Source organism: Micromonospora sp. NBC_01638 (genome assembly GCF_045209745.1).
GTDB lineage: Bacteria > Actinomycetota > Actinomycetes > Mycobacteriales > Micromonosporaceae > Micromonospora.
Map to the genome: position 1 here is coordinate 3,500,415 of NZ_CP109273.1, position 16,346 is coordinate 3,516,760.

Genomic DNA, 16,346 nt, shown 5'->3' on the forward strand with positions numbered 1-16,346 from the left:
GCCCGCTGACGTGTGGAGGTCGCGTGGAGACACTGGCGATGCACATCTCGAACGGGATCATCGATGGTCCCGTCGCAGCGGTTTTCGCTGCGCTCGCTCTTGCCGCGCTCACCATCTGCGTCCTGCGCGGCCGGCGCGACCTGGACGACCGGCTGGCCCCGATGGCGGGCCTGGTGGCGGCGTTCATCTTCGCCGTCCAGATGCTCAACTTCCCGATCTTCACCGCTGGCGTGAGTGGCCACCTGCTCGGTGGCGCGCTCGCCGCCATGCTGGTCGGTCCGTGGGTCGGCGCGCTCTGCGTGTCCGTGGTGCTGGTCGTGCAGGCGCTGATCTTCGGTGACGGCGGCGTGGCGATGCTCGGCCTCAACATCACCAACATGGCGGTGCTCGGCACCGCCGCGGCGTACCTGCTCATCGCGGTGCTGTTGCGGGTGCTGCCCCGCACGCGGGCCGGCCTGGCCGTGACCGCATTCGTCGCGGCGCTGGTCAGTGTGGTGGTCGCGTCGCAGGGCTTCGTCCTGCAGTACTGGCTGGGTGGCACCACCGACCTGGGCGGCAACCTGGCCGGCCTGGCCGGCACGATGGCCGGCGTCCACGTGCTGATCGGCATCGGCGAGGGCCTGATCACGGCGACCACCGTGCTCACCGTCGCGAAGGTGCGCCCCGACCTGGTGTACGCGCTGCGCTCCCTGCGCACCCCCGCCACCCCCGCCGTCCCGGTCGCCGGAGGTGTCCGATGAAGAACCGTTCCTGGGCCTTCCTGGCCGGCGGCCTGCTGGTCGCCCTGCTGCTCGCCGGCGTAGTAAGCAACTACGCCTCGTCCCACCCGGACGGGCTGGACTCCTCCCTGCTCAAGGGCTGCACGGTCGACGCCGACGACAACATCGTCGCCGGCAGTTGCCCGGCCCAGCAGGCACGGGACCACGAGCTGGCCGACAGCCCGCTCGCCGACTACGGCGTGCGGGGCGTGCAGAACAGCTTCGTGTCCACCGGCCTCTCCGGGGTGCTCGGGGTGCTGGTCACCTTCGCGATCGGCGCTGGCGGCTTCTGGCTGCTGCGCCGCCGGGGCACCACACTGACCGACGGCGACACGACGACGCCCGCAGAGGGCGACCCCGCGACGTCCGACGACGTCCGGCGCCGCGCCGACGCGGCCAGCTGAGCAGGGGTACGCGCAATGGGTGCCGGTCACGGGCATGTGCTGTACCGCGAGTCGGACTCGCCGGTGCACCGGCTCCCGCCCGAGGTCAAGATCGTGGCGATGGTGGTCTTCACCGTCGCCGTGGTGGCCACCCCACGGACGGCTTTCTGGGCCTTCGGCGCGTACGTCGTGCTGGTGGCGGCGGTGGCGGCGCTGGCCCGGGTGGGGCCGCGGTGGTTGCTCAGCCGGGCGTTGATCGAGCTGCCGTTCGTGCTGTTCGCCGTCGCGCTGCCGTTCCTCGGGACCGGCGAGCGGGTCGACGTGTGGGGCCTGCGGCTGTCCGAGGACGGGCTGCACGGCGCGTGGAACATCCTGGCCAAGGGCACCCTGGGCGTGCTCGCCTCGCTGCTGCTCGCCGCGACCACCACCACCCGGGACCTGATCGTGGGGTTGGACCGGCTGCACTGCCCGCAGGTGCTGACCCAGATCGCCACGTTCATGCTGCGCTACCTCGACGTGCTGATCGGCGAGGCGAAGCGGATGCGGGTGGCGCGGATCTCCCGGGGTGACGACCCGCGCTTCCTGTGGCAGTTGCGCGGCTTCGCCGCCGGGATCGGGGCGTTGTTCCTGCGCGCCTTCGAGCGCGGTGAGCGGGTCTATCTGGCGATGCTGTCGAGGGGGTACACCGGGCGGATGCCCGCCGTGTGGCAGGGCGAGGGTGCGGCGAGCGTCAGCCAGTGGCTGGTCGCGGCGACCGTGCCGGTGTTGGCGGCCGCCATCGCCGCCACCGCCGTCGTGCTGTCATGATCGGTGTCGTGCAGACCGCTGTCTCGCTGGACGTTCGTGGTGTCCGGTACGCGTACCCCGATGGGCACGTCGCCCTGCACGGGGTGGACCTGAACGTGCCGCGCGGCGATCGGGTGGCGCTGCTCGGGCCCAACGGCGCCGGAAAGACCACGCTGGTGCTGCATCTCAACGGCATCCTCAGCCCGACCGAGGGCAGCGTGAGTGTCGGCGGGCTGACGGTCACACCGGATCGGGCCACCCTGGCCGAGGTGCGCCGCCGAGTGGGCATCGTCTTTCAGGACCCGGACGACCAGTTGTTCCTGCCCACGGTGGCGGAGGACGTGGCGTTCGGGCCGGCGAACCTGGGTCTGCGCGGGGCGGAGTTGGCCGCCCGGGTGGACGAGGCGCTCGCCGCGGTGGGGATGGGTGAGCACCGGGATCGGGCCCCGCAGCATCTCTCGTTCGGGCAGCGCCGTCGGGTGGCGGTGGCCACCGTGCTCGCCATGCACCCGGAGATCCTGGTGCTCGACGAGCCGTCGTCGAACCTGGACCCGGCGGCCCGCCGGGAGCTGGCCGAGATCCTGCGCGACCTGCCGGTGACCCTGCTGATGGTCACGCATGACCTGCCGTACGCGGCGGAGCTGTGCGAACGCTCAGTGATCCTGGACGGTGGCCGGATCGTCGCCGACGCCCCCACCGTCGCCCTCCTGCGTGACGCGCCCCTGCTGGCCCGCCACCGCCTGGAGCTCCCCCACGGTTTCACCCCCTTCACCCCCACCCCAAACCCCTAACTCGGAAGTAGACCTACTTCCTCCCGATTAGGGCCGCTTCGCGGAGCGAAGCAGCAAGGACTAACCCCAAACCCCGCCCCCCACCCCAGCCCGCGGCGATCTTGCACTTTCTGTCTCGACATTTGCCACAAAAGCCGCGTATCGGCGACACAAAGTGCAAGATCGCGGGGGTGGGGGTGGGTCAGGTTTGGGCAGGGGTTGGGTTGGGGGTGGAGTTGGGAGTGGGGTTGGGGGTTCTGGAGGCGGCGTGTAGGCGGAGGATGCCGGCGGTGGTTGCGCCGGCGCCGGTGATCAGCACCAGCGCGATCATGACGCGGGCGGCCTCGGGCGACCAGGGGACCGGGGCGATGGACCGGGCGAACACCGCGGCGTTCGTCGCACCGGCGAAGAGGGCCAGGCAGGCTCCGGCCAGCGCCACCGCGAAGTCGGCGGCCGGGCGGCGGGCCAGCGCGTACCAACCGGCGGCGATCGCACCGAGGCCGGTGAGCAGCGACCAGATCTGCCCGGAGAGCAGCCCGACCACCACCCCGCCCACACCCTGGGCACCCGCGTCCAGCTCCCGCCCCACCGGGTACACGACGGCCAGTGCCCCGCCGGCGACCAGCAACACTCCCAGCGCGGACATCGCGCGGGCGCCGGCCGGGTCGGCGGCGGCGACCAGGCCGAGCGCGCCCACCGCGAGCAGCCCCACGATGGTCACCGCCCACCAGGTGAATGCGTCCGGCGGCGGCACCCAGTCCAGCGTTCCGCCGATCACCAACGGGTCGGCGCCGTCGCGCAGCGGGACCGTCCAGTCCCGGACCCGGTGCTCGCGGTCCGGCGCGGCGCGTACGGCCGCCGGTGGTGCGGACTCCTGCCACAGCGCGCGTTGGTCGTGCCAGCGCACCGTGGGCTGGTCGGCGATCCGCCGCCAGGACGGCGGCGCGGCCGGGTCGGCCTCGGCCGGGAGCGCGGTGTCCCCGGCGAGGGTGCGGTTCAGATACGTGGCGGGGGAGCGGCTGTTTTCGAACACCCCGTCCGGGCCGACCCGCAGGTACGGCTCGCCGGAGTAGCCGATGACCTCGACGGCGCGGCCGGTGCGGTTGGTCAACTCCAGTCGGGCGCCCGCCTCGACGACGCGTACCTCCAGCCCTGGCCGCGCCGGTGCGACCCCGGTGGTCCGGGTGCGGTAGTCGGTGCCGTCAGGTGCGTCGGCGCCGTGCGCGGCGGCGGGCGCCGCGGTGAGCAGGGTGGCCGCGCAGGCTGCGGCGGCGACCAGGCCGGCGCGGGGCAGCAGGGTACGGATCACTTGCCGGCCGCCGCCACGGCTGCGGTGAGATTATCCGGGGTCGGGTTGGTGAGCGGCTGACCGTTGACCATGACGGTCGGCGTGCCGGTGACCTTGCTCCGGCTGGCCTCGTCGGTGACGTGTTCGGTCCACGTCCGGTACGTGCGGTCGTTGACGCAGCCGCCGAACGAGCCCCGGTCGAGGCCCACGCCGACGCCGATGTCGATCAGCTCGTCGTCGGGGAGGCCGGCGCCGCCCTCGGACGGCTGCTTGTCGAACAGCGCCTTGGCGTACTCGCGGAACTTGCCTCCGGCCGCGGCGCAGCCGGAGGCGGCCGAGGAGCGGGTGGAGTACTCGGTGGTGGAGAAGCGGTTGAGGTACGCCACCGGGTGGTAGACCACCTTCGCCTTGTTCTCGGCCACCAACTGCTCCAGAGTCGCCCCGCTGGTCTGCTCGAACTGTTTGCAGGCCGGGCAGAGGAAATCCTCGTAGACGTCGACCGTGACCGGCCCACCGCCGGTGACGATGCCGGTGCCGGCCGCGTTGGCACCGGGTGGGGTGGTAAAGCTGCCGGAGCGCTGGTTGGACCAGACAGTCCAGCCGATGACGCCGGCGATGACCAGGACGGCGACCGCGGCGGCGGAGACCCAGATCGTGCGCCGGCGCCGCCGCTCGCGGGCGAGTTGCTGACGGACCACCCGGGCGGCGTCCCGCTGCCCCTTGCGACTACTCATCCTCGTCCTCCACAGCGGGTTCGCCGGACAGCCACCCGTCCACCGAGACGGGCGTACGCGGCCAGATCAGCAGAAATGCGGCCAGCACCAAGAATCCCAGGTCCCGAAGGGTCTCCGAAAGGTAACTGGGAGCCTGCCCCTCGGCCAGTTGCCCGCCACTACCGAAGCAGCCGCAGTCGATGGCCAGCCCACGCGCCCAGGCCGAGGCGATCCCCACGACGAAGACCACCAGCAGTGCGGCGGACACCCCGGCGACGAGCCGGGTGGCCAGCCCGAGCAGCAACAGCACGCCCAGCGCCAGCTCGACGAAGGGCAGGGCCGCGCCGATCACGACCGCCACGTCGTACGGCATCACCTGATACGCGTTGACGGCCCGCCCCGAGGCGGCCAGATCGCCCACCTTCGACGCGCCAGCAATCAGCCAGACGGCGGCGAGGCCGAGCCGGGCCGCCGCGCCGAGCCAGGGCCGGATGACAGGCCAACGGCCGACCGGGATGGAAGTCACGCTCATTTGTCGTCCCGTCTCCGCCGGAAGTTCCACGCTCAGCCGGTCAGGGCGTCGCCGACCGCCTCGACCAGCTCGTCGCGGGCCCGGGCGACCCGCGAACGGATGGTGCCCACCGGGACCCCTTCGACGGCGGCGGCCTCGGCGTACGACAGGCCGAGCAGCTGGGTGAGCACGAACGCTGCGCGCCGGTCGGCGCTGAGCCGGCGGACCAGGTCGGTGGCACCGAGTTGGCCGGCCGGGTCCGGGTGGGGGTGGTCGGTGTACGCGTTCGCCGCCAGGCGCTCGTCGAGCCGGCGGCGGCGGATCACCGTGCGCAGGTGGTCGGCGCAGGCCCGCCGGGCGATGCCGAGCAGCCACGTGCGGGCGCTGGAGCGACCCTCGAACGCGGGCAGGGCCCGGAACGCCCGCAGGTACGTCTCCTGGGTCAGATCGTCGGCGCTGTCCGGGTCGACCAGGGCGGCGGCGAACCGCCAGACCTCGACCTGGGTCAGCCGGACGAACGCCGCCTGGGCTGCCGGGTCACCGTCGCGGGCGGTCAGCGCCCACTCGGTGGCCGGGTCCCGGGAGGCGTCACAGGCCGGCTCCGTCGGACCGGCACCACCGGTGTCACGCGGGACGGGGATCACGACAAACCAGGTTACGCGGCACCCGGCGGAGAGTAAGGGTCCTTCGACTCTTGGATGGTCTGCGCCACGTCGGGAACTTTTCCCCCGCACGGGCCGACTACCCGGTCATGACGTGCGACCACGGACGCGATCACCCGCCTCGGGTCGCCGAAAGCGACATCCGTCGGCGACCATGGCTGGCATGACTGTCGCCCCCCGCCGCTGGATCGCCCGGCTGGCCGCAGCCGCTGGCCTCCTGGTCACCGCCGTCGCCTTGTTGCTCGCGCCAGCCACCCCGGCCAGCGCCCACGCGGTGCTGCAGAGTAGCAGCCCGGCTGCCTCCTCCATCGTGCCGAGCGCGCCGTCCGAGGTGGTGCTGACGTTCAGCGAGTCGGTCCGCAAGGTCCCCGGCAAGATCCGGATCATCGGGCCGGACGGCTCCCGGGCCGACCGGGGCGAGCCGTCGTTCGACGGCGGTGTCGTGAGCATCCCGGTGGACCCGACCGGCGAGCGCGGCACCTACCTGGTCAGCTTCCGGGTGATCTCCGCCGACAGCCACCCGGTCTCCGGGGCGTTCACCTACTCGGTCGGCGCACCCTCGACGCCACCCGTCGACTCCGGCGAGGACAGCCGCGCCAACCCGGTGGTGGGCACGGCGGTGAAGGTGGCCCGTTTCCTCGGCTACGCGGGTCTGGTGCTGCTGGTCGGGCCGGCACTGGTGCTCGCCGCGCTCTGGCCACGACGGCTCTCCCGGCGCGGGCCGACCCGACTGGCCTGGGCCGGCCTCGGCCTGGTGGCTTTCGCCACCCTCGCCGATCTGTGGTTGCAGGTGCCCTACACCGCCGGCGGTGGTCTCTTCGATGTCACCGGCGAGGGGTTCGGCAGTGTGTTCGGCAGCGCCTTTGGCGCCGCCCACCTGGTCCGACTCGGCCTGCTGGCGGCCTCCGCCTTCCTGCTCCATCCGCTGCTGGCCCGGCCGGCCAGCCGCGCTGACGCGATCATCCTGGCCATGCTCGGCGGCGCCGCCCTGCTGACCTGGCCCCTGGCCGGGCACCCGGCGGCCTCGCCGGCGCCGGCGGTCTCCGTGGTGGTCGACGCGGTCCACCTGGGCAGCATGGCGGTCTGGCTGGGTGGTCTGCTCATGCTCGCCGGTTTCCTGCTGCGTCAGGCCGACGAGCGGGAGTTGGGCGCGATCCTGCCGATCTGGTCGCGCTGGGCGGCGCTCGCCGTCTCGGCGCTGCTGCTGGCCGGCACCGTCCAGGCGTTGATCGAGGTGGCCACCCTGCAGGCGCTGTTCAACACCACGTACGGGCAGTTGCTGCTGGCCAAGATCGGGCTGTTCGCGGTGGTGATCGCCGTGGCCGCGTACTCCCGGCAGTTGGTCCGTCGACGCATCGCGGCGCAGCGCCCGGCACCGGTACGCCGGGCGGTCTGGGTGGAGCTGGCCGTGACCGTGGTGGTGCTGGGCCTGTCCGCGACGCTCGTGCAGACCACGCCCGCGCGGACCGCCGTGGCCGAGCCGTCCGGCACCGAAACCGGCTTCTTCAGCACCAGGCTGTCCAGCCCGCTCTATTCGCTGGAGGTCGAGCTGAGCCCGGCCGAGCGGGGCAACAACTCGGTGCACCTGTACGCGTACGGCAAGGACAACCTGCCGCTGCCGGTGGCCGAGTGGCGGGCCACCGCGGCGCTGCCCTCGGCCGGGATCGAGCCGATCGAGGTCCCGTTGCTGCCCCTGACGGACAGCCACGCCTACGGCGACATCAGCCTGCCGGCCGCCGGTGACTGGGAGATCAAGATCACCGTCCGAACGACCGACATCGACCAGGCCACGGTGACCGCCACCGTGCCCATCCGTTAGAGAGGCCCGCGAAACCCATGATCCGATTCCGGCGTACCGCAACCGCCGCTGCCGCCCTGGCGTTCACCGCCACCGCCACTGTTGTGCTCGGCTTCGCCGGGCCGGCGTCCGCTCACGTCACGGTGAACCCGAAGGAGGCGACCCAGGGCGGCTACGCCCGGGTGGCGTTCCGGGTGCCCAACGAGAGCGACACCGCCTCGACCACCAAGCTGGAGGTGGTGTTGCCGGAGAACGCCCCGGTCGGCTCGGTGTCGACCATGCCGGTGCCCGGCTGGACGGTTACCACCGAGAAGCGCAAGGTGGACCCGCCAATCGAGGTGCACGGCAGCCCGCTCACCGAGGCGGTTTCCAAGATCACCTGGACGGCCACCGGCGACGCGGGGATCAAGCCGGGTCAGTTCCAGGAGTTCCCCGTCTCGATGGGGCCGCTGCCGAAGGTCGACTCGATGATCTTCAAGACCCTGCAGACCTACTCGGACGGCAACATCTCGCGCTGGATCGACGAGCCGGTGCCGGGCGGTGCGGAGCCGGAGAAGCCGGCTCCGGTGCTCACCCTGGCCGCCGCGGCGGCACCCTCCGCCTCCGCCTCCGCCTCCGCCGCGCCGAGCGCCGCGGCCGGGGCGACGAACGACGACGAGGGCAACGGTCTCGCGGTCGGCCTCGGTGTGGCCGGTCTCGTCGCCGGTCTTGCCGGCCTGGTGCTGGGCGGGCTGGCGTTCGCCCGGACCCGTCGGGAGCCGGTCGCCAAGTCCTGACCCGTCGCCCCCGCTGGCCCGCCGGACCATCCGGCGGGCCAGCTGCTTTTCGGAGTCGGACCGGCCGTGCTGTGGATATGCCCTGATCAGATGGCGTACGTCGGTAAGGTCGGCCGGGTATCTGGCTACGGAGGGGGACGGTGCGAATGCGTTTCGTGCGGGCGATCGTCGGAGTGCTGCTGTTGGTCGTAGGGATTCCGGTGTTGTTCGCCGGTGGCGCGTTCTGGCTGGTGACCCGACACGCCGACCCCGACGGGGCCTTCGCCGCCCGCTTCGAGACGATCCGCACGCCCGGTCACGCGGTCGTGGTCACCGACCTCGACCGGTTACTACGGCAGGAGGCGCCCTTCGCGCGTACCGCGCACACCCGGCTGCGACTGGACGCCCGCACCTCGGACGGCCCGGGCTTCGTGGGGCTGGGGCCCACCGCCGACGTGCGCCGCTGGCTGGAGCCGGTGCCGCACGCCGCGGTCCGCCGGGTGGCGCTGGCCCGGGGCCCGCTGCCGGTCCGGCTGGACCCGACCGGTCCGGCCGCCGACCCGCCGGGCGCCTCGGCAGTCACGCCGCTGGGTCAGCCCTTCTGGGTACGCGAGGGGATCGGCTCGCTGGAGTGGAGCGCGGACGACCTGGCCGACGAGCCCATGAGCCTGGTGGTGATGCGCCCCGACGGCGGCTCTGACCTGGCGCTGGACCTGCGCGCCGAGTTGCGGGCAGGGTGGGCCGGCCCAGCCACCTGGGGTCTGCTGACCGTCGGCGTGCTGCTGGTGGTGTGCGCGCTGCTCCTGCTGCGACCGCCGCGTCCGCGTGAGGTGGTCTTCGTGGTCGAGCCGGATCAGGTGCCGGTGCTCGCCGGCCGGCTCGGGGTCACCTCGCTGAGTGGCCTGGGCTTCCCGCAACCCGGTCCGACCCCGCCGTTACCGGCCGTACGACAGCTCACCCCGGTCGGCTCGGGTGCGGGGGAACGCTCCCGGCCGGCGATCGGCGCCGAACCGGCCCGGCCCGCCACCCTTGCCGACCTGGACGAGCCGGCCCGGTTGTCCCGCCCGTCGGAGGTGACACTGAGTCTCGCGTGGCCGCCGGCCGGCGCGGCGGCCACCGCTCGGCCGGTGGCGATGAACGAAACGGCGAGCGGCCCTCCGCGCTGCCGACGCGGAGGGCCACCCTCACCGGGGGAGCGGTGCTACCCGAGCGACGCTTGAGGTAGATGAGGTCAGATTAGCGCCTATGAGGGCTACTGGGGAGATCTGTCCATTTGGTGCGATTTTTCCTCGGGGTGGCCCGAGCGCACCGGTAGGGTCGCCAGCAACAACAGACTGAGCAGTACGTAGGCGTTTTGCACAACGAAGTCCACCGGGTCATGGGTGCGGACCGGTTCCGTGCCCCAGTCCTGGAACGTCACCACGCCGTAGATGATCAGGGCGGCCGTGCCCAGCGCGAGCCCGGCCAACCACCGACGCCGGCGTACCTCGTCCGGACGGTCGGCGCTCAACGCCGCGTCGGTGAGCAGCACCACCGCCGGCACGAACCAGTAGATGTGGTGAGTCCAGGTGATCGGGCTGGCCAGGGAACCGACCAGTCCGGTCAACGTCAGACCCGTCAACGGATCACCGGCCCGAGCCGCGCGGGTGGCCCGCCACAGCCCGTAGACGGCGACCACGGCGACCACCAGCAGCCAGAGCGGCCGATCCGGCTTCTCTGGCGCCGTGAACCGGCTGAGCAAGCCGAACAGCGACTGGTTGCCGACGTAGTCGGTGCGTCCCACCCGGTTGTTGTCCCACAGTTCCTGGGTCCAGAACCGCCACGAGTCCGCGGGTGCGATCGCCGCCGCGAGCAGAGTGGCCGCCGCGGCCGTCGCGCTCGCCACCGCCGCAGCCCGCCACCGCCGGGTGGCCAGCAGGTACACGATGAAGATGCCGGGGAAGAGCTTGAGCGCCGTCGCCAGCCCCACGCCCACCCCGGCCCAGCGCCGCGCCTGCGGCACGGCGAACAGCAGGTCGGCCAGGATCAGCACGACCAGCAGCATGTTGATCTGCCCGAAGGTGATCGTCTCGCGGGTGCTCTCCACCGCCAGCACCAGCAGCACGGCGACGGTCAGGGTGAATGCCCGCGGCAGATTGTGCCGGGCGATGAGCGGGGTCACCAGCCACCGGGTGGTCAGCACCACGGCCAGCACGGTGAGCACCGTGAAGATCGTCACGGTGGCGCCGAGCCGCAGCAGCCCGAAGGGCCACAGCAGCAGCGCGCTGAAGGGCGGGTAGGTGAAATACAACTCGCCCTGCACCCGATCAGCTTGGACGTAGTCGTAGAGCGGGTGGCCGGCGCGCCACCAGTCAACCGCCGACATATAGATCTTGAGGTCGAGGAATTTGTGGTTCAGACCCGGCAGGTAGAGCGCTGGTAGCACGGCGAGGAGGGCCACCACCGCGACCAGGCGACGGACCGTACGGCCGCCGGGGTCGTCGTCGGTGACGGCGGGCGGTGCTACGGGATCGGCTGGCACTCCGAAACCCTAGCGGTCTGGTCCGCCGAGAGCGCGCAGCCGCCGGGCGTGGGCTGCGCGTAGGCTGTCCCGGTGGCTGATCTCCTTGTCTGGATCGACTGTGAAATGACCGGGTTGGACCTTGGCAGGGACAAACTGATCGAGGTTGCGGCACTGGTCACCGATCCTGACCTCAACGTGCTGGGTGACGGTGTCGACGTGGTGATCCACGCCGATGAGGCGGCACTGGAGGGGATGCCGGAGATCGTGCAGACCATGCACGCCAAGTCCGGCCTCACCGAAGAGGTCCGTCGTTCGGCGGTCACCCTCGCCGAGGCGGAAGACCTGGTCCTGGAGTACGTCCGTACCTTCGTCAAGGATCCGCGTTCGGCTCCGCTGTGCGGTAACTCGATCGCCACCGACCGGGGCTTCATCGCCCGGGACATGCCCCGCCTCGACGCGCACCTGCACTACCGGATGATCGATGTTTCGTCGATCAAGGAACTCTGCCGTCGCTGGTACCCCCGCGTGTACTTCGGTCAGCCGCAGAAGGGCCTCGCGCACCGGGCGCTGGCCGACATCCGGGAGAGCATCCGGGAGTTGGAGTACTACCGGCGCACGGTCTTCGTTCCGCTGCCCGGCCCGGACGTCGAGACCGCCAAAGGCATCGCCGCCGAACTCTGACCCGGGTGGCTGTCACCCGGGAGCAGGGAACCCGCTAGACGTGGTGCGCTGCGGTGTGGCTATTATTGGTCCGCACCCCGCCCGGGGCGATCGACCGGGCGACGGAGGCATGGTGGCTGTAGCTCAGTTGGCAGAGCACCGGGTTGTGGTCCCGGTTGTCGTGGGTTCAATTCCCATCAGTCACCCAGCTGGTTTCGCTGCTCAGGCCCCCTCTTCGGAGGGGGCCTGAGTCGTTCCAGGGGCGAGGTTTTGGCCTACGCGAAAGCCCCCTCCGAGGAGGGGGCTTTCGTCGTGTGGCTCAGGCGGTGGGTGTGGGTGCCGGGGTCGTGCCGTCCGGGGTCGGGGTGGTGTCCGGGTCGGCGGGGGGTTCGTACGGGAGGGCGCTGCCCTTGACGTACTCGTCCCAGCTCATGTTCCAGTCGGTCCAGCCGTTGCCGTTCTGCAGCTTGCGCTCGGTGCCCTTGACCGTGATCGGGTCGCCGACCTGGGTGTTCTTGAATAGCCACTCGCCGTTGGCCATCGACACGTTCACGCAGCCGTGCGAAACGTTCACGCTGCCCTGCTGGCCCTCGGACCAGGGCGCCGCGTGGATGAACTCCCCGCCCCAGGTGAGGCGCTGCGCGAAGTCAATCTTGGTGCGGTAGCCCTCCTCCGGGCCCAACTCCTCGAACGTGTCGAAGACCGTCTTGCGCAGCTTCTCGATCACGACCATGGTGCCGCTGGACGACGGGGTGCTCTTCTTGCCGAGGCTGACCGGAATGGTCTTGATCACAGCGCCGTTGCGGGTCACCGTCATCCGCTTGGTCTTGTTGTCCACCGTCATGATCACCGACGGGCCGATCTTGACATCCACCGAGAGGTCGGCGCGGCCGTACCAGCCTTCACCCATCGGCAGGCCGCCGGCCTGCACCCGGTAGGAGACCTTGCTGTCGGCCTTCCAGAACTCCTTCGGCCGGTACCGGATCTCGGTGGGGCTGACCCAGTGCCAGATGCCCTCCTGCGCCGGTGTCGAGGTCACCGTCATCCGGCGCTGCACGTCGTCGCGGTAGTCCTGCGGGATGCCCCGGCTGAACTTCACGATCAGTGGCATCCCGACCCCGATCACCTGGTTGTCACCGAGGAAGCTGCTCACCCGTACCTGATTGCCGGGCTTGGCCATGGTGGTGAAGGTGCTTGTCGCGGTGGCCGGACGGTCGTCGTCGCCGGTGGCGGTCACGGTCGCCGTGTAGCTCGTGCCGTACGCCAGCGCGCCGGCCGGCAGCCACGTCTTGCCATCTGCGGCGAGGGTGCCCTCGACCGCCTTGCCGGCCGCGTCCTTGAGCTCGACGGCGGTCTTCACGGCGTCCTTTGTGGTGAAGGTGATGCCGGTGGACGCTGGCACGTCCTTGGCGTCGGCCGCCGGCTCGCTGATGGTCGCCGCCGCCTTCGGTGCCGGGCTCTCGCCGCCGCCGTGCCACGAGGACGGTTTACCGCCGTCGCCGTCGGTGCAGGCAGAGGTGAAGGCCAGCGCCACGGCGAGGAGCCCCGCCGCGAACACGCGGCGTCGCCCACCGGGCCTGATCAGCTGGTCCTGGCTAGCTCGCATGATTCCCTCACAGTCGTGGTCGCTGCCCCATCGTCTCTTACTGACGCGCCAGAGCCGGGCCCGGTTGCCGAGGGTGAACCGAAACACGTCGACCATGATGCCGTATTTTTGCTACTATCCGGCATTTCGTGAGTCTGACTCGTCTCCGCTGTGGGACTAAGGGGCTCGCTGCGGTGTCGTCGCATCGCGGGAATGCAAGGGTACGCGCCGGCCCGGCCATCGGCAGGGCCGGCGCGAGGATGCCGACAGGCTCAGAGCGCCGGGCCGGCTCCGCCACTGGGCACCGGCAGCGCGCTGCCCTTGATGAAGTTCGACCAGCTCAGGCTCCACGCCGTCCAGCCGTTGCCGGCGGCGAGCTTGCGCTCGGTGCCCTTCACCGTGATCGGGTCACCAATCCGCGTCTTCTCGAACAGCCACCGAGCGTTCGCCGAGGACACGTTCACGCAGCCGTGCGAGACGTTCTGCCGCCCCTGCACACCCTCTGACCAGGGTGCGGCGTGGATGTACTCGCCACCCCAGGTGAGCCGCTGGGCAAACTTGATGTCGGTGACGTAACGGTTGGCCGGGTCCGGGTCGTCGCGGGTGTCGAAGACCGTGGCTTCCTTCTTCTCCATCACGACCATCGTGCCGCTGGACGACGGCGTGCTCTTCTTGCCCAGGCTCACCGGGATGGTGCGCACCAGCGCGCCGTTCTCGTACACCGTCATCTTCTTGTTGGCGTTGTCGACCTTCATCTCGAACGAGCGGCCGATCTTGGCGGTGGCCTTGCGGTCGACGTCGCCATACCTGCCGTTGCTCAGCGGCACCCCCGCCAGGGCGATCCGCACGGTGATGGTCGTGCCCGGCTGCCAGTACTCCGGCGCCCGGTAGTAGGCCTGCGTGCCGTTGTCGACCCAGTGCCACGCCCCCGGCTGCGGCGGGTCGGTGCGGACGAACATCCGCTTCTGCACCGCCGCCCGGTCCTTCTTCGGGATGCCCGGGTGGAACTCGGTGACCACCGGCATGGCCACCCCGTAGCTCTTGTCGTCGAAGAGGTACAGGCCCGACCCAATTGTCGACTTCGGCTTGGCCATCGTGGTGAAGCTGCTGGTGCCCTGGCTGCTGGTGCCGTCGGCTGCGTTCGCCGTCAGCGTGGCGGTGTAGCGGGTGCCGTACTTCAGCGGAGCGGACGGCACCCAGGCGGAACCGTCGGTGCGCAGCTTGCCCTCCACCGCGCCCCCGCCGTCGGCGGTCAGGGTGACCGCGGACACCTTCCCGCCGTCCGGCAGCTTCGCGCTGATCTCCGTGCTCACCGGCCTGCTCTTCGTGCCGTCGGCCGGGCTCAGCATGAGCGCCGGCCCGCTTGGCGGGCTCGGCGTCGAGGGCGCGGGTGAGCCGGGTTCGGCGCTCACGCCTGGCGACGACGCCCCGCCAACGAATTCCGGCTGCTTCTTCTCGTCACCGCACCCGGTCAGTGCCAGCGACGCCACCAGAGTCAGAGCGCCCACCACCGCCCCGGCTCGCGTGAACCGTGTCATCCCCACCTCTGTTCTCGCGTACCTGGCGGACATCGTGCCGCATCACCGCCGCAACCCACGCCCCCGTCGCGAGCGCGCGGGTCGGTTTGTGGCTTTTGCCCGCAAAGCTCGACCGAAGGGGGGAGTCGGGTAACCGGATTGGAGCCCAGCTTCCAGGGGTGCTAATCTTCTCCCCGTTGCCGAACGAGCGCCGCTAGCTCAACTGGCAGAGCAGCGGACTCTTAATCCGCGGGTTCGGGGTTCGAGTCCCTGGCGGCGCACCAATTAAAGGCCCTGACCAGCAAGAAGCTGGCCAGGGCCTTTATGGTTATCTATGTAGTTTCGAACCCTCCCCCGAAAACCCCTCAGTAACGGCCGGGGCGATCAGGTTCGGCAGGCCGGGTGGTAGGCGTACCGGCCGCCGCCCGCCCCCGGCTATCCGGTCGGGGTCGGGCCAGGGTTGCAGGCTTCGGAATCGCCTGGCTCCGGCCTGCCCCCGAGCTGTTCGAGGATGGCAGAGCTGTCGGGGGCAAGGGCTGGCTTGACGATGTAGTGCTTCTTGGTGGTCTCCTTACTTCCGTGGCCGAGCTGTGCGGCGGCGCTGTCGGTGTTGGCCTCCTTGTCGATCAAGGTGGCAACCGGTCTTACGGAACGTGTGGGGAGTGACCCATTCAAGGCCGGTCTCAGCGCGGGCTGCGCGCCACTGACGGCGGACGTTGGGCGGAGACAGCCAGGTGCCACGTCGGGAGGGGAAGATCGCGTCGTTGGGGTCGGCGGCGGCTGTGAGCTTGCGCTCCAAGAGCATCCCGACGGCGAATCGTGGCAGGACGACTGACCGGTAACCGGCATCGCTCTTTGTCCATTCCTGCCGGAAGAAGCCTTTGCCCTTGATGTAGATGATGGTGCCGCAGATAGTGAGGATGGGATGTTCGGCGGCGAGGTCGGCGTCTTCCCACCGCACTGCCAGGATCTCGCCGATGCGGGCGCCGGTGGCGAGCATGAGGTCAACGATGTCGGCCAGGTCGCTCGTAGGCCGTGGCCCCGACTTGCCCGGGGTGGGCTGCTGCCACCTCCGGATCGCCGAACGAACGTCGTCCAGTTGCTCCCGATCAAGCGCGACGACCCTCTTGCGAGGCTTTCGTAATTGGCCGGTGTCGCGGATGGGGTTTGTCGTGAGCGCACCCCGACGGACGGCGAGGGCGAACATCTGGCCGAGGACGACCTTGGCGCTCTTGGCGGCTGAGGGACGGTCCTCGGCGATTCTGCGCAGGAACTTGTCGAGGCGGCCTGCGCTGGCCTCTCGGATCCGTAGTTCACCCAAAGCCGGCACGATCGAGACGCGCACGCTGATCTCGTACCTGCTGATGCTTTGCAGCGATACCCGTTCCTCTGCGGCTATCTCCTCCAGCCACAGAGCGGCGAGCGTGCTGACGTGCGTCTCCCTGGTGATTTCGTCGTCGTTAGGGGCGATACGGTCGCGAACTTTGATTTTGAGCGCCCGTATGGCGGCGGGGGCGGTGGTGTCGGTGGCCTCGACGTCGCGGGTTTTGCCGTCGTGGTCGCGGTATCGGGCTCGGGCGCAGTACCGGTTGGGGCCGAGCTTCTCGGTACGGATCGTGCCCACGGTGCCGATGGGTAGAGGAGGTCGGGCCATGGC

The 16,346-nt window shown here is 70.6% G+C and carries 15 protein-coding genes, 2 tRNA genes and 1 pseudogene; 10 read left to right on the plus strand and 8 right to left on the minus strand.

Going from position 1 to position 16,346, the window contains the following annotated elements; all coding sequences use genetic code 11:
• The first annotated feature begins 23 nt into the window (after window positions 1-23).
• Genes OG811_RS16600 through OG811_RS16615 form a run of 4 tightly spaced genes read left to right on the plus strand, consistent with a single transcriptional unit; the run spans window position 24 to window position 2,718 of the window.
• A complete protein-coding gene (locus OG811_RS16600; protein WP_406066957.1) occupies window positions 24-740 on the plus strand; it encodes an energy-coupling factor ABC transporter permease in 717 nt (238 codons plus the stop codon).
• On the plus strand, window positions 737-1,162 hold the full coding sequence (locus tag OG811_RS16605; protein WP_406066958.1) for a PDGLE domain-containing protein: 426 nt from the start codon (window positions 737-739) through the stop codon (window positions 1,160-1,162). The genes OG811_RS16600 and OG811_RS16605 overlap by 4 nt, the downstream gene beginning before the upstream one ends.
• Before the next feature lie 15 nt (window positions 1,163-1,177).
• Window positions 1,178-1,948: a cobalt ECF transporter T component CbiQ gene (gene cbiQ, locus OG811_RS16610; protein WP_406066959.1), complete on the plus strand. Its 771-nt coding sequence runs from the start codon at window positions 1,178-1,180 to the stop codon at window positions 1,946-1,948.
• Window positions 1,945-2,718 (plus strand): energy-coupling factor ABC transporter ATP-binding protein, encoded by a 774-nt coding sequence (locus OG811_RS16615; protein WP_406066960.1) that lies wholly within the window; start codon window positions 1,945-1,947, stop codon window positions 2,716-2,718. Before cbiQ ends, OG811_RS16615 begins: the two co-directional genes overlap by 4 nt.
• Window positions 2,719-2,899: 181 nt before the next feature.
• Here OG811_RS16615 and OG811_RS16620 read toward each other — a convergent pair whose 3' ends face one another.
• From OG811_RS16620 to OG811_RS16635, 4 genes are read right to left on the minus strand one after another with little or no spacing between them, the layout of a single operon-like run.
• Window positions 2,900-4,006 carry a hypothetical protein gene (locus OG811_RS16620; RefSeq protein WP_406066961.1) on the minus strand — a complete coding sequence of 369 codons (1,107 nt, stop codon included), beginning with the start codon at window positions 4,004-4,006 and terminating at the stop codon, window positions 2,900-2,902.
• Window positions 4,003-4,719 carry a DsbA family protein gene (locus OG811_RS16625; protein WP_406066962.1) on the minus strand — a complete coding sequence of 239 codons (717 nt, stop codon included), beginning with the start codon at window positions 4,717-4,719 and terminating at the stop codon, window positions 4,003-4,005. Before OG811_RS16625 ends, OG811_RS16620 begins: the two co-directional genes overlap by 4 nt.
• Window positions 4,712-5,230, minus strand: a complete 519-nt coding sequence (locus tag OG811_RS16630) for a MauE/DoxX family redox-associated membrane protein (RefSeq protein ID WP_406066963.1) — start codon at window positions 5,228-5,230, stop codon at window positions 4,712-4,714. Before OG811_RS16630 ends, OG811_RS16625 begins: the two co-directional genes overlap by 8 nt.
• A gap of 32 nt (window positions 5,231-5,262) precedes the next feature.
• Complete coding sequence (locus tag OG811_RS16635) at window positions 5,263-5,853, minus strand: sigma-70 family RNA polymerase sigma factor (protein WP_406066964.1); 591 nt, start codon at window positions 5,851-5,853, stop codon at window positions 5,263-5,265.
• 172 nt (window positions 5,854-6,025) lie between these two features.
• Here OG811_RS16635 and OG811_RS16640 point away from each other — a divergent pair, with 172 nt between their 5' ends.
• The 3 genes from OG811_RS16640 to OG811_RS16650 all read left to right on the plus strand — a co-directional run bounded on the left by OG811_RS16640 (window position 6,026) and on the right by OG811_RS16650 (window position 9,644).
• On the plus strand, window positions 6,026-7,690 hold the full coding sequence (locus OG811_RS16640; RefSeq protein ID WP_406066965.1) for a copper resistance CopC/CopD family protein: 1,665 nt from the start codon (window positions 6,026-6,028) through the stop codon (window positions 7,688-7,690).
• Window positions 7,691-7,707: 17 nt separating this feature from the next.
• Window positions 7,708-8,445 carry a YcnI family protein gene (locus OG811_RS16645; RefSeq protein ID WP_406066966.1) on the plus strand — a complete coding sequence of 246 codons (738 nt, stop codon included), beginning with the start codon at window positions 7,708-7,710 and terminating at the stop codon, window positions 8,443-8,445.
• A 146-nt stretch (window positions 8,446-8,591) separates the two neighbouring features.
• Window positions 8,592-9,644: a hypothetical protein gene (locus OG811_RS16650; protein WP_406075764.1), complete on the plus strand. Its 1,053-nt coding sequence runs from the start codon at window positions 8,592-8,594 to the stop codon at window positions 9,642-9,644.
• A 32-nt stretch (window positions 9,645-9,676) separates the two neighbouring features.
• Here OG811_RS16650 and OG811_RS16655 read toward each other — a convergent pair whose 3' ends face one another.
• Entirely contained in the window at window positions 9,677-10,945 is a 1,269-nt protein-coding gene (locus tag OG811_RS16655; protein WP_406066967.1) for a glycosyltransferase family 87 protein, read from the minus strand.
• A gap of 72 nt (window positions 10,946-11,017) precedes the next feature.
• On the opposite strand from OG811_RS16655, the gene orn reads away from it, so the two are divergent.
• Both orn and OG811_RS16665 read left to right on the plus strand, forming a co-directional pair.
• Complete coding sequence (gene orn, locus OG811_RS16660; RefSeq protein ID WP_406066968.1) at window positions 11,018-11,608, plus strand: oligoribonuclease; 591 nt, start codon at window positions 11,018-11,020, stop codon at window positions 11,606-11,608.
• A gap of 112 nt (window positions 11,609-11,720) precedes the next feature.
• Window positions 11,721-11,793: transfer RNA gene (locus OG811_RS16665), tRNA-His, on the plus strand.
• A 113-nt stretch (window positions 11,794-11,906) separates the two neighbouring features.
• On the opposite strand, the gene OG811_RS16670 is transcribed toward OG811_RS16665, so the two are convergent.
• Both OG811_RS16670 and OG811_RS16675 read right to left on the minus strand, forming a co-directional pair.
• Entirely contained in the window at window positions 11,907-13,193 is a 1,287-nt protein-coding gene (locus tag OG811_RS16670; RefSeq protein ID WP_406075766.1) for an Ig-like domain-containing protein, read from the minus strand.
• 251 nt (window positions 13,194-13,444) lie between these two features.
• Window positions 13,445-14,710, minus strand: a complete 1,266-nt coding sequence (locus tag OG811_RS16675) for an Ig-like domain-containing protein (protein ID WP_406066969.1) — start codon at window positions 14,708-14,710, stop codon at window positions 13,445-13,447.
• Between the two features lie 187 nt (window positions 14,711-14,897).
• Between OG811_RS16675 and OG811_RS16680 the strand changes: the two genes are divergently transcribed.
• Window positions 14,898-14,973: transfer RNA gene (locus tag OG811_RS16680), tRNA-Lys, on the plus strand.
• Between the two features lie 151 nt (window positions 14,974-15,124).
• Here the strand turns inward: OG811_RS16680 and OG811_RS16685 are convergent.
• A pseudogene (locus OG811_RS16685) lies at window positions 15,125-16,343 on the minus strand (tyrosine-type recombinase/integrase).
• Window positions 16,344-16,346 lie beyond the last annotated feature (3 nt).

What these genes read in the sequence shown, in the direction of transcription:
- OG811_RS16605 (WP_406066958.1), top strand. Translation starts at nt 737, where the DNA reads ATGAAGAACCGTTCCTGGGCCTTCCTGGCCGGCGGCCTGCTGGTCGCC.
- cbiQ (WP_406066959.1), top strand. Translation starts at nt 1,178, where the DNA reads ATGGGTGCCGGTCACGGGCATGTGCTGTACCGCGAGTCGGACTCGCCG.
- OG811_RS16615 (WP_406066960.1), top strand. Translation starts at nt 1,945, where the DNA reads ATGATCGGTGTCGTGCAGACCGCTGTCTCGCTGGACGTTCGTGGTGTC.
- OG811_RS16625 (WP_406066962.1), bottom strand. Translation starts at nt 4,719, where the DNA reads ATGAGTAGTCGCAAGGGGCAGCGGGACGCCGCCCGGGTGGTCCGTCAG.
- OG811_RS16630 (WP_406066963.1), bottom strand. Translation starts at nt 5,230, where the DNA reads ATGAGCGTGACTTCCATCCCGGTCGGCCGTTGGCCTGTCATCCGGCCC.
- OG811_RS16640 (WP_406066965.1), top strand. Translation starts at nt 6,026, where the DNA reads ATGGCTGGCATGACTGTCGCCCCCCGCCGCTGGATCGCCCGGCTGGCC.
- OG811_RS16645 (WP_406066966.1), top strand. Translation starts at nt 7,708, where the DNA reads ATGATCCGATTCCGGCGTACCGCAACCGCCGCTGCCGCCCTGGCGTTC.
- OG811_RS16650 (WP_406075764.1), top strand. Translation starts at nt 8,592, where the DNA reads ATGCGTTTCGTGCGGGCGATCGTCGGAGTGCTGCTGTTGGTCGTAGGG.
- OG811_RS16670 (WP_406075766.1), bottom strand. Translation starts at nt 13,193, where the DNA reads ATGCGAGCTAGCCAGGACCAGCTGATCAGGCCCGGTGGGCGACGCCGC.
- OG811_RS16675 (WP_406066969.1), bottom strand. Translation starts at nt 14,710, where the DNA reads ATGACACGGTTCACGCGAGCCGGGGCGGTGGTGGGCGCTCTGACTCTG.